The organism is Paenibacillus sp. MT86, assembly GCF_058792535.1.
On the sequence record NZ_CM179499.1, the window covers coordinates 5259260 to 5271855 of the forward strand.

A 12596-nucleotide genomic window follows, 5' to 3' on the forward strand; every position below is an offset into this window, starting at 1 on the left:
CTGATAAAAGGCTGGCAGGCCACCCAAAGGTTCTTCCTTAGGCGGCCTGCTGCATAAATGAATTTCCTAAGTTTAGACGCATAACCTCTCTCAGCTCTCATCGTCGGAGTTGCGATATGGACAAATCAACAGCGCTTCTTGGATCGTCTCGGCTACGATATCTGCTGCGGATTGGCCCGAAGTGAGCCCTCTTGTGTCTTGCCCTGCCCATAAGGACATATATTCCGGATTGCTTTGGCGATTGGCGGCATTTCGTATGTCGCGGGTCACCGTATTCTGCGTAGGGAAAGGCAGCGGCTCTATGCCGCTTGCATCCCATTGCTTAATGAAGGCATTGCGGATGCCTCTCGCCGGCCGCCCCGAGAACGCTTTGGTAATGACCGTGCTCTCTTCCGTGCTGCGAAGCAGCGCTTGCTGGTAAACCTCATGCGCACCCGATTCGGCCGCCGTCAGAAACCGCGTCCCCATCTGAACGGCTTGGGCGCCAAGAACAAGCGAGGCCACAAGTCCGCGTCCATCCATGACGCCCCCGGCGGCAATGACGGGAATCTTGACCCGGTCCACGATCTGCGGCACCAAAGCAAACGTTCCGATTTGGGCCCCCATCGGGTGCTCCGAAATATCAAACGTGCCCCGATGCCCCCCTGCTTCGCTGCCTTGGGCAACGACGGCGTCGCAGCCTGCTTGCTCGGCCAGGATAGCTTCGCGCACCGTGGTTGCCATCGCAACCACAAGCAGTTTAGCTTCTTTCGCTTGCCGCATAAGGGGCTCATCCGGAATACCGAATGCCGTGCTGATAACGGGCACCTTCTCTTCGAGCAGAACCGCGAATTGCTGCTCAAACCAATCGGGCGTTGTTACGTGTTCCGACCCCGCATGGGGAATGCCAAGGTCGCCGCGCATCCGGTTTAACTCCTGTTGAACATCTTCGATTCGCTCCTGGCGATCCGAGGCCCGGGACGCAAAAAGGTTGACGGCAAAAGGTTGATCCGTCCGCTTGCGGATTTCCTGGATGCTATGGCGAATGGCGGCCGGCTCCATATAAGCCGCACCCAGCGTACCGAGCCCGCCTGCGTTGGATACGGCGGCGACCAGCTCAACGGTTGTCGGCCCTCCGGCCATTCCAGCCAATATAAGCGGATAACGGATGCCAAACCGATCGCACAGCTCGGTCTGCAGTTGAATGTTCATGATATCATCTACCTCCTTTAACGCTACAGATATTATCCTATTAAAAGAGAGAAACTTTCAAATAAAAGAAAAACGCCAATCGACGTACCCTCTCGAAGACAGACCGCATACAGCATTTTTTTTGGCGAGATCAGGAGAGTAAGCCTTCGAAGTTTTTTCTCATCTCTAATATAAAGGCCAACCAGAAGATTCTGGCTAACCTGAATCATACGAAAGCCGCTAAGCACATGAAAAGTGCTTAGCGGCTTTTGCGGGTGCATTCGTCCGGGGAGACCTATTTCCCTGATGGTTACCCTTCTAGGACATTTTCACCAAACTGTAGTTTTTCTTGCCCTTGCGAATGATGATAAACCGGCCGCCAATCGCCTGGTCGGCTGTCACCTCGTGGCCCAAATCGCTGACGCGCTCGCCGTTCATCGAGATCGCGCCTTTGGTGATATCCTCGCGCGCTTGCCGCTTGGAAGGCTCGATGCCCAGATCCACGAGCCAGTCCACGATATTCTTCGTTTCCGGCGTCGCTTCGAACGTCGGCATCTCCTTGAAGCCCTGCTCGATCTCATCGGCCGTGAGCGATTTAATATCGCCGCTGAACAGAGCCGCCGTGATGCGCTTGGCCTGCTCCAGCATCTCCTCGCCGTGCACGAATCTCGTCATTTCCTCGGCCAGCGTTTTTTGCGCTTCGCGTTTATGCGGCTCGCTCTGCACCTTTTCGGCCAGCTCGTCAATTTGCTCCTTGGTCAGGAAGGTGAAGTATTTCAAGTATTTGACGACGTCTCGGTCGTCGGTGTTCGCCCAGAACTGGTAGAACTCGAACGGCGTCGTTTTGTTCGGGTCAAGCCAGATCGAGCCGCCGGCCGTTTTGCCGAACTTCGTGCCGTCGGCCTTCAGCATGAGCGGTATGGTCAGGCCGAAGGCTTTGGCTTCGGGTCCTTCCTTCTTCCGGATCAAATCCAGGCCGCTTGTAATGTTGCCCCATTGGTCCGATCCGCCGATTTGCAGCTGCACGTCCTCATGCTGGTACAGATGCAGGTAATCGACCGACTGCAGGATTTGGTATGAGAATTCCGTAAACGAAATCCCGCTGTCAAGCCGGCTCGCAACCACGTCCTTCGCCAGCATCGAGTTGATGCTGAAGTTCTTCCCGTAATCGCGCAGGAATTCGATAATGTTGATCTTATGCGTCCAGTCGTAGTTGTTGACCATGCGGATTTGATTGTCGCCCTCCGTCACGAAGAGCTTTTTCATTTGTCCGGTGAGCGCGTCCACGTTAGCTTGAACCTGCTCCAGCGTCTGGAGGGAGCGCTCGGTTTGACGTCCGCTTGGATCCCCGATGGTGCCGGTCGCGCCCCCGATCAGAATGACCGGACGATGGCCGGCAAGCTGGAAGCGTTTGAGCATGATGAAGGGAATCAGGTGACCGATATGCATGCTGTCGCCCGTAGGATCCACGCCGCAGTACAGCGAAATCGACTTTTCATTCGTAAGCTCCCGGAGGCCTTCGGCATCCGTCTGTTGGTTGATCGCATCGCGCCATTCCAGTTCGTCGATAATATTCACAGCGTTAACACTCCTTCAATACATGATTTTTCCTTATAACGAAGCGCCCATCCGTTGAAAAACAAAAAATCGCCCCTTGTCTGTTACAGACATAGGGACGATTATTAACCGTGTTACCACCCAGATTGCACGAATGGTCTGCAGCGCTTGCCGCGCGCCATTCATGCCGCTCATTAGACGAGGTATCGTTCGCCGTTTCCGCTCGGCATTACCCGAGATACTCCAGAGTGTAATTCGCTGCGTTGGTATGTACCGGGTTCCATCGCCCCCCGGCTTTCTAGAACAGGGACCAAGCTGCTACTGGGCTCTTTCAACGTATGTCGCTTATAAGATTACAGACAGTATAGTGAATTAATAAATCGATGTCAACTCCGTTTTGGACGGACGTCCCGCTTACCCCGGCAGCATGGGTGAATACCGCCGGAGGTGTCCCCAGAATATTAGGTGCGGCGCATATATGCACGAACCGTGATCGGAGCAAAGATCGCCACGATGATCGCGGCGCCGACCAAGGATATCGTCAGATCCCAGCCCACGGTTCCGGAGTTCGTCAGATCCCGGACAGCCGTCACCAGATGCGATATCGGGTTGATGTTCACGAACCACTGCAGCCAGCCCGGCATCGTATCTACCGGCACGAAGGCGTTGGAGAGAAACGTGAGCGGAAACAGCACGATCATCGATATCCCCTGCACGCCGGAGGCGGATCTTGCAATCACGCCGAAGAACGCGAATATCCAGCTGATCGCCCATGAGCATACAATGACGATCAGCGCGGCAAGAGCAACGTAACCCAGGCCCCCGCCCGGGCGGTAACCCATGACGTATCCCATCGAAAAGGTAAGCACCGTTGCAATGGTATAACGAACGGTATCTGCCAGCAGGGCCCCTGCAAGCGGAGCAATTCGCGCTATCGGCAGCGACTTGAATCGATCGAATACGCCTTTATCCATATCCTCGCGCAGCTGAACGCCCGTGACGACGGAGGTCGTAATCACGGTTTGAACGAGGATGCCGGGAATGATGACAGGCAAATAACTGGCCACGTCGCCGGAGATGGCGCCGCCAAAAATATAGGTGAACATCAGCGTGAAAATAATGGGCTGGAACGTAACGTCAAACAGCTGCTCGGGCGTGCGCCGGAGCTTCAGCAGACCCCGGTAGGCCATCGTCAACGAGTTTCGTACCGTCTGACCGAAACTCGTGCGGTTTTTAAGCCGGCGTTCCGTCCCCGATTTCATGATCGTGCTGCTCATACTCTTGTCACCTCTCTATCGTTGGGTTCATTAGACGATGGGACATCGTCTTCCTTCACGCCGTGGCCGGTGATCGTCAGGAACACCTCATCCAGGGTCGGCTTCTGCACGCTCATCTCGGACAAGCCGATGCCTGCCGTGCGCAGCTCGATCAACAGGTCTGTAACAAGACCCGCATTAGCCATCGGCGCCGTTATCTTTCCGGCTTCCGGCGATATGTTGGCATGAACGCCCAGCACCTGTTCCACGGTGTGGCGGGCGCGGCCCATATCCACTGCATCCTGGACGGTCAAGTGCAGCGAGGAAGTCCCTACCGACATCTTCAGTTCATCCGCCGTCCCCTCGGCCACGACCCGCCCGTAATCAATAACGGCGATCCGGTCTGCCAGTTGGTCCGCCTCCTCCAGATACTGCGTGGTCAGCAGCACCGTTGAGCCGGTCTTCACCAATCGGCGGATCGTATCCCACATCTGGGAACGCGTCCTTGGATCCAGCCCCGTCGTCGGTTCATCCAGGAAGATGAGCGGCGGCTGGGCAATGAGGCTTGCCGCCAGATCCAACCTTCTCCGCATGCCGCCGGAGAAATGTTTGAGCGGCCGTTTGGCGGCTTCCGACAACCCGAATTCCTCAAGCAGCTCACCCGCCTTTTGCCGTGCCTCCGTGCGTCCCAGCCCCAACAAGCGGGAGAAAATGATCAGATTCTCCGTAGCGCTGAGCGATTCATCCACCGAGGCGTATTGGCCGGTGACCCCGATCAACTGACGGACAATCTGCGATTCCGTCTGCACATCGTGCCCGAAGATTCGGGCCGAACCCGCATCCGGCTTTAGCAAGGTGGCCAGCATTCGGATGGTCGTCGTCTTGCCTGCGCCGTTCGGTCCCAACACGCCATAAATCGTACCGGCGCGCACGTTCAAATCCACGCCGTCCACGGCGCGGTTATCGCCGAACGTTTTGACCAGCCCGTAAGCCTCGACAGCCAAGTCGCCAGGGCTGTATTCCATGTTCCTTCTGTTTGCATGCTCCATTATGACTCCTCCTATTCGCTTAACAGATGATGTTTGGATCGTAACACCCCTACTTAAACGGAATGTAAACCGGGAGAAGAATAGGCTCGAAAAATAACCCTCTACCATCAGAGTCGGGGATCGGCAGTACACAACGCCCCTGCTATCCCTCAACAAAAAAAGTGACAGCGCAGAAAAAATCACTGCACTGCCACCACGGTATGTCTTATCAGAAAACGAATACCCCCGTTGCCGAAATGCGTTACGGACGGTTCTTGTGCATCCACTGCAAAGCCTTCTTCAGCCACTAGTGAACGTAAAACCTTTTAAAGCTCTTCCTCATCCTGATCCATCGTATATTTCACCTGCATGATGATATTCTGTTCGTGATCGCCAAACTGGCGGCCGAACAGATTCAGCCCTCCCTGATTCACGGCATCGGGCTTGATGCCGATGCGCAGCCGCAGTTTGGGGCTTGCAGCAATATTCAGCTGATCCAAAGTAACGCTCGATATCTTCTCCATATCCAGCGTCGTTTTCTCATCATCCACGCGCCATATTTTCAGAAACCCGTATTGCGTTGCCCAATCGTACCACCAGTTCGGGTTCAGCTTGCCGCGGCGATCCCCGAAATCGCCGGGGCTTGTCCACATGCCGATCTCCACGCCATTGACCCACACCGAAATATTCGAAGGCCAGTTATGATCATAATTGGGGGCCTCTGAGCACATCTCCATGGACAGTTCCAGCGATTCGATTCGTGCTCCTGCCGGAATATCCATCGGCATCAAGTATTCCAGGTATCCCTTGCGAAGCCAGATGATCTGGGCATTCACGTGCTTGGGATGGTAAAAGCTCGCCGGCTCGTCTTCCTTGATGATGTACCCGTCCGCATTGGCCATTCCGCAGGTAGGCGCCACTTCGCAATCGCTGTAATGGCCGATCGGCATATCGACTTCATAGACATGCGTGACTCCCTTAGGAACCGAATTCTTCAAATTCAACGCAATATGGATATCATCATAGTTCCGGCTGCACACCTTCATGGCCCCGCGCGAAGCCGGAAGCAATTCCGTATTGATTAACTCGGCCGCTTCCAGCACTTTGATGTTGCTCGCCACCGTCGAAACGGGAAGTTTGAGTTTCTCGGCGATTTCGATGATATTCAGGTTCTTGGAATTCAAGAGCCTCAGGATATCCACCCGAGAACGCGTTGACAAGGCATGAGCTACCGTGACCAGTCTTTCCGGGTCGTTAAAACCAAGTTCCAGCACAAATCCGCTCTCCTTTAAACATATTCATTACCTTTCATCTTATCTCTTAATGAATTGAAAAACAATCATGCTTGCAAGGGCTTACATCCATGATCTCCCCGCATTTTGCCATAGTGCATGAGCCTGGAAGCAGCGAAGAAAAACAGTCCCTTCCTAGCCAGAAATGGCTTCCGGGAGAACCGGAAGCCATCCATGATTGAGCTTGCTCAGCACTTCATTTTTCGGTTGACTAAGCCATCCGCTGGTCCTAATTCGCCGGCTTGATGTCGAAGAAGTCGATTTCTCCGTATCCTTCGCCTTTTGAAAAACGTATCGTGTTCACGCCGGCCTTTAACTGAACCCGCGCCGTGGACAAGCCCCAGTTCTCCCACCCTTTATTCGTAATATGGAATTTGTCGGCCGTTCCGGCATTCACGCTGAGCATAAGATGGGACCAATTCCCTCCGGCCGTTCCGTTCGCCGTGCGGGCCAGCAAAATGTAGTCGCCTGCGGACGGGGCATGCACCGAAAATTCCACGTAGCTCTCCGGCGTATCGATATGCCCCGCTTTCATGCCTCCCGAGCCGTTAGGGCTTTGGGATGCATAGGCGACGCCGCCGAACGTTCCCTCCTCACCTTCATAACGGGTGTGGGCCGCTTCGCCGGAAGGCAGCGCTATCGGAGCATTCGGATTCGCCGGCACGCCGAGGTTTGGCGTATGGTCGCCGTGCCATGTGAATTTCTGCGCTCGGACCTCACGGTTCCATCCCGCGTTGTTATATTTGGCGACATGGTAAAGCATCCAGTCTTCCGTTCCGTCGGGTGACTTGGTAAACGAATGGTGGCCCGGGCCGTACAGCCCGTTGCCGGACTTGAAGATAGGCTGGCTGCGTTTGGTCCAGGAAGCCGGATCCAGCAAATCGCTGGTTGTGCTTGCCGTGATCAGGCCGAGGCAATAATCATTGGTCCAGCTTCCGCTTGCCGAGTACACCAGGCTGATGACGCCGCCGCGTACAATCACCTGGGGTCCTTCGTTTACATGCGGGGAATGATTCGTTTCCCAGCTGTGCGTAGGCCTCGCAATTTCGACGCGGCTTGAATCAATCGTCCAAGGGTTGCTCATATGGGCGATGTACAGATTCTGCCGCACATTGGTGTCCCCTTCCCAGCCAGACCAGATAAAATACAGCTGACCGTTAACCTGCAGCACCGTGCCGTCAATCGCCCATTTGTTTGTCGGGTCCGTTATCTGGCCTTTGTACTGCCAGGTTCCCTGCGTCGGGTCCGCCGACGTGTTCTCCATGACATACATGCGGTGGTTGACGTTATCCCCGTCATCCTTGGCATAGTAGATGTACCAGGCGCCATTGATGTAATGCAATTCGGGAGCCCAGATCCCGCAGCAGCCCGTTTCCACGACCCTCGTCGGAGCCGCGTCCACCGTGGTAAGCTGGGCGGACTTCCATATCGTCACGTTGCCGCCGGTCGTTTTCGTGAAGTAGTAAAAGCCATCCGTGTGTTTATACACCCAAGGATCCGCTCCATCCTGCATGACCACGTTGTAAAAGTTGTTCTGAAGCGTGGCCGCATGCGTCGCCTGACCCATCGGAAGAATAAGAAATGCGCATATCGTGAGCAACAATTTATTCCGGTAATTCACCTTCATCCTTTCGTCACGTTCCTTTCGGATAATGTGCAATCATACACCAAACATGGTACAAGCCTACTTCAAGATACCGGTCATAATGGGCGCTTAATCCTCTATCGCGGCTTTGCGGGCGTTAATGCGGCGGATCACTTCAGGATCGAATTTCGATCGTCTGTCATAGGTGTACAATCCGTTCACTTCCTGCTCCACGTCGTACAATTGGGTATAACAGAACCCGAACATCATGGGATGGTCCAGCAGCACGTTCGTTAAGCCCGCATAACGCTCCAGAAACGCTTCCTCGGATGTCGGCCTGTCGCCGTAACCCCAAGACTTCTCGTCTTTCTGATCCGGATTCCACCAAATGCCGCCGTATTCGCTGATAAAATAAGGCTGGCCGCCATACTGCTGCCGATTCGGGAAGCTGTTGTATACCTCTCCACCGTTCTTCATCGGCTCATATCGCTGCTTGAACGTTTCGGGATTTTGGTCATAATCGTGGATATCGAAAATATCGGTCACCACATGGAAGTTGCCGCTCGTATCAATCACGGGGCGCGTCGGGTCCATTTTCTTCGTGACCTCGTATACAATGCGCAGCACATCGTTATTTTGCTTGGCGCCGTCCCGGTCCCACGTCTCGTTGAACGGGCACCAGCCGATGAGGGCCGGATGATTGAAATCGCGTTCCATGCCTTCGAGCCATTCCGGCAGGAAATGGGACAATCCCTCGGAAGTGGTAATGTCCAGCCCCCAATTCGCATGCTCCCCCCATACCAGATACCCTAATCGGTCCGCCCAATACAGAAAGCGCGGTTCGAATATCTTCTCGTGAAGCCTGGCGCCGTTAAAGCCCAGTCCCATCGAAATTTCGATGTCTTTGCGGAGATCCTCATCGCTTGGAGCCGTATAGACTCCATCCGGATAGAAGCCTTGGTCCAGCACAAGGCGCTGAAATACGGATTTGCCGTTGATGCGGAAAGCCATGCCGTCCAGCATGACGGTTCGGAGGCCGAAATACGATTGGACAGTATCGCTCGCCTGGCCATCTCCTTGCAGTGATAATTCCAGATCGTACAGCCTGGCCTGACCCGTTTCCCACAAATGGACCTCCGACAGTGGAATGGTGAGTTTGACGGACGGCCCGGATACGACAGCACTTGCATTCCCTACCGCATTTCCCTCATACAAGGCGGATGCGGTCAGTTTATGGCCTGCTGCGTTCCCGTCGATTTTAATCTCGAGGTGGGCACAGCCATTATCCGGGTCACCCACCAGCTTCATGTCGGACATATAAGCCTGCGGCACTTGCTCCAGCCATACCGTTTGCCAAATCCCTGTCGTACGGGTGTAATCGCAGCCATGCGAATAGAAGCGTCCGCTTTGCTTTCCGCGCGGCTGGCGTCCGGAACGGACATCGTCTTCCGCGCAGACGGTAACGATATTCCCGCCCGGCTTCACATGCGATGTGATATCAAAACCGAAAGGCGTATATCCCCCGCGATGCGTTCCTACGGATACTCCGTTTACCCAGACTTCGGTTTCATAATCCACCGCCCCGAAGTGAAGCAGAATTCTGCCATTCCAATCCTTGGGGACCTCGAACTCCCGCTTATACCAGACCGCTGCCATGAAATCCTTATACTCAACGCCGGACAGCTTGCTTTCGGGACAGAATGGAACGGTGATCGTTCCGGACAGCTCATGTCCCGGTTCATGGAGTCCGCGCTCCTTCCCGCTCCGGCCATGGTCGATTTCGAATTGCCATGAACCGTTCAGATTGATCCATTGCGGCCTTACCCATTGCGGGCGAGGGTATTCGGGACGCGGTAGTGTTAATTGAGTCATGTCGAACTCCTTTTTATTATGTTTAATTGGGCTTTAGCCCCGGCTTTCCTTTACGTACAGCCGGCTGGTCTCTTCCCAGATTTCGTCCGGCCCGAGACTGAAGCACCCGATTTCTTCGGAAGGCATATCCATATTGGGGGCATTGACCAGGTTGATCTGCGGCTCAGGGCAAAAGAATCCCTCGGTCGCTTGGTTGTTCCAGATCATCCATTGCTTGTAGGAAGTGCCCACGTCATAAACCAGAGTGACCTTCACGGCCTCATCGGTAAGCTCCATCCGGTTCCTTCCGTTCTGGGGCACGGCGGTATAGTGATTGTCCATGCTTTCGAAGAACGGATAAACGCCTGCGCCTTGCATGGCCCGTTCATTCGCGGACAGTTCCTGATGGGAGCCAGTGGGGAGCATTCGCCCATCCAGCTCCCATCGCTTCCCGACGGTCAGCTTTAAGCGGTAATCCCGGGCGTCGCCCCCCTCGGCAAACGGCGCGTTAACGGATGTATGAAACGCCAGCAAACACGGCATGGCTTCCGTGCCCATATTGGTGATCAATAACCGCTGAGACAATCCCTGATCGCTTAAGCCGTAGCGAAGCTGAATGCGGAACCGGAACGGAAAGTGTTCGAATATCGGATGCTGTTCGTCCACGCGGACGGACACGGTCACATAAGCTTCCTGCCCGGTATGCCCGTATTCATCCACCTCCCATGGAATGTTGTACAGAAATCCATGCAGGTGATGTCCCGTCGCCTCTTCATTGACCGGAAGCTGAAGAATTTTGCCGTTCCACCGGAACCGGCCATCTTGATACCGGTTCGGGGGAAACAATACCGGAATGCCGTGAATCATCGGCCTTGCTTTGAATGCCGGCATTTCCTCCGGCGTCGGCTCATGCAGAAACCGGTAGCCCTTTTCGATGTCCCGAAACGCTATCAAATTACCGCCGATATCCGGGAGCATGACCGCTTCATAAGCTCCTGCCCGCAGAAACACGGCTTTCTCGTTATGGTATACGCCTTCATAGGCATTCGTCCCGCCCATTTTATGTGCCTCCTATTGTCCCGTCATGATTTTGCGAATGGTTTCGAGCGGCGCCTTCGGCTTACGGTCATACGTAAGCAGGCCGTTGATTTCCTGCTCGACGTCCGTCAGCTGCGTGTAGCAGTATCCCTGGATCACCGGGGAAGAGAACATCGGATCCACCACGGCTTTGAGCCGGATCAGATAATCCTCCTCGTTCTCGGCTCCGGAATACCCCCAGCCCTCCCATTCGCTCTTCTTGAAGGCAATGCCGCCAAACTCCGATACGAGAATGGGTTGGCCGTCATAGGAAGCGCCGCCGACGAATATTCTTCGGTTCGCCGGCATGGCTTCCACGGCGGACGCGGCTGTTGCATACCGTTCTTCCAGCACTTCCTGGCGGCTCTCATAATCGTGAATGGTGACCAAGTCCGTGGTCATATGCTCCCATCCGTCGTTATATACAACCGGTCTGCTATCGTCTAACGACTTCGTTAGATGGTACATGGCGAGCCCATGCTGCTGCTGGCGCTTATCCATCTGCACATTGGGAACACCCCAACTTTCATTCAGCGGGACCCAGGTTATGATGCAGGGATGGTTATAATCCCGCTCGATGATCTCCTGCCATTCCGCCGTGAAACGGCGAACATACGATTCGGAATATTCGTACGCGTTGGCCGCCTCGCTCCATAACAGCAGGCCGAGCTTGTCGCACCAGTACAGGAATCTGGGGTCCTCCGTTTTCTGATGCTTTCTCACGCCGTTGAATCCCATTTCCTTCGCCAGCTCCACGTCGCGCTTCAAAGCCTCATCCGACGGCGCCGTCAGGATTCCCTCGGGAAAATAACCTTGATCCAGCACCAGCCGCTGGAAATACGGGCGATTGTTCAGGCACAGTTTGCCGTTCTCGATCGATACCTTCCGCATCCCGAAATAGCTGGTTACCTGGTCAACGACGTCTCCATCCTGAACAAGGCGGAATTCGATGGTATACAAATTCGGATGCTCCGGGCTCCACAGGCGTCCCAGGCCATGGTCCGTAAAATCGCTGAGGCCGATGGTCCGCTGCTGCTCCGCGCTTCGAATGGCATATTGATCTTCGGCAACACACTCGCCCTGATAGGATACGGTGATCTGCAGCTTGAGGTCCTCGTCCTCCATCGCCTTGTAGCCTTCAAGGAAGGTCCGGATGCGAATTTCGTTGCGGTCGATATCGGGCGTCATCATCGTTTTGCCCAAGTGTACCGGGGATACCGGCTCCAACCACACGCTTTGCCAGATGCCGGTCGTACGGGTGTAGAAGATGCTTGCCGAATGCTCAAGCCAGTATTGTTTACCTCGCGGCAGGGTGACGTCGCGGCTGAAATCTTCCGCCCGCAGCACGAGCGTGTTGCTTCCTTTCACGAGCGAAGCCGTAATGTCGGCCTGGAATGGCGTATGCCCGCCTTCATGCATGGCTACCAAGTGCCCGTTTACCCACACTTTGGCCAAATAATCCACGGCACCGAAATGAAGCACGATCCTCTTTCCGTTCCAGTCCTGTGGAATTTCGAACGTTCTGCGGTACCACACGACATCATGAAAGGAAGGGTCGTCGATGCCGCTCAGCTTGCTTTGGAACGTAAAGGGAACGTTGATCTTCCTCGTAAAGGAAGCCTGCGCTTCCGCATGATACCACCCTGCATCCTCGCCGATGGCTTCATCGTCAAAACTGAAATCCCATTCACCATTGAGGGTTAACCACTCTTTGCGCTGAAACTGGGGTCTCGGATATTCGCTGCGAACCGTTTGTGCCTTGCTAACTTCTGTCGTCAAG

At 54.8% G+C, this 12596-nt stretch carries 9 protein-coding genes and 1 other annotated feature; all 9 genes read right to left on the reverse strand.

What is annotated here, in order from left to right; genetic code table 11:
• Positions 1-90 precede the first annotated feature (90 nt).
• On the reverse strand, positions 91-1191 hold the full coding sequence (locus tag AC3RCL_RS23660; protein ID WP_492532342.1) for an NAD(P)H-dependent flavin oxidoreductase: 1101 nt from the start codon (positions 1189-1191) through the stop codon (positions 91-93).
• A 297-nt stretch (positions 1192-1488) separates the two neighbouring features.
• Entirely contained in the window at positions 1489-2748 is a 1260-nt protein-coding gene (tyrS, locus tag AC3RCL_RS23665; protein WP_090909291.1) for a tyrosine--tRNA ligase, read from the reverse strand.
• Between the two features lie 90 nt (positions 2749-2838).
• Positions 2839-3071, reverse strand: a binding site (T-box leader).
• Positions 3072-3188: 117 nt separating this feature from the next.
• Positions 3189-4004, reverse strand: coding sequence for a tetracycline efflux ABC transporter Tet(58) subunit B (tetB(58), locus tag AC3RCL_RS23670; RefSeq protein WP_009591880.1), 816 nt, complete (start codon positions 4002-4004; stop codon positions 3189-3191).
• Positions 4001-5032: a tetracycline efflux ABC transporter Tet(58) subunit A gene (gene tetA(58) / locus AC3RCL_RS23675; RefSeq protein ID WP_492532345.1), complete on the reverse strand. Its 1032-nt coding sequence runs from the start codon at positions 5030-5032 to the stop codon at positions 4001-4003. The genes tetB(58) and tetA(58) overlap by 4 nt, the downstream gene beginning before the upstream one ends.
• Before the next feature lie 305 nt (positions 5033-5337).
• Complete coding sequence (locus AC3RCL_RS23680) at positions 5338-6285, reverse strand: ArsR/SmtB family transcription factor (RefSeq protein WP_096776185.1); 948 nt, start codon at positions 6283-6285, stop codon at positions 5338-5340.
• A gap of 247 nt (positions 6286-6532) precedes the next feature.
• The gene (locus tag AC3RCL_RS23685; RefSeq protein ID WP_452518499.1) at positions 6533-7930 is read right to left on the reverse strand and encodes a family 43 glycosylhydrolase; all 1398 of its coding nucleotides are present in this window, start codon (positions 7928-7930) and stop codon (positions 6533-6535) included.
• A gap of 87 nt (positions 7931-8017) precedes the next feature.
• On the reverse strand, positions 8018-9760 hold the full coding sequence (locus tag AC3RCL_RS23690) for a glycoside hydrolase family 2 protein (protein ID WP_492532348.1): 1743 nt from the start codon (positions 9758-9760) through the stop codon (positions 8018-8020).
• 33 nt (positions 9761-9793) lie between these two features.
• Positions 9794-10798 (reverse strand): aldose 1-epimerase, encoded by a 1005-nt coding sequence (locus AC3RCL_RS23695; protein ID WP_492532350.1) that lies wholly within the window; start codon positions 10796-10798, stop codon positions 9794-9796.
• 12 nt (positions 10799-10810) lie between these two features.
• On the reverse strand, positions 10811-12595 hold the full coding sequence (locus AC3RCL_RS23700; RefSeq protein WP_492532352.1) for a glycoside hydrolase family 2 protein: 1785 nt from the start codon (positions 12593-12595) through the stop codon (positions 10811-10813).
• Between the last annotated feature and the right edge of the window lies 1 nt (position 12596).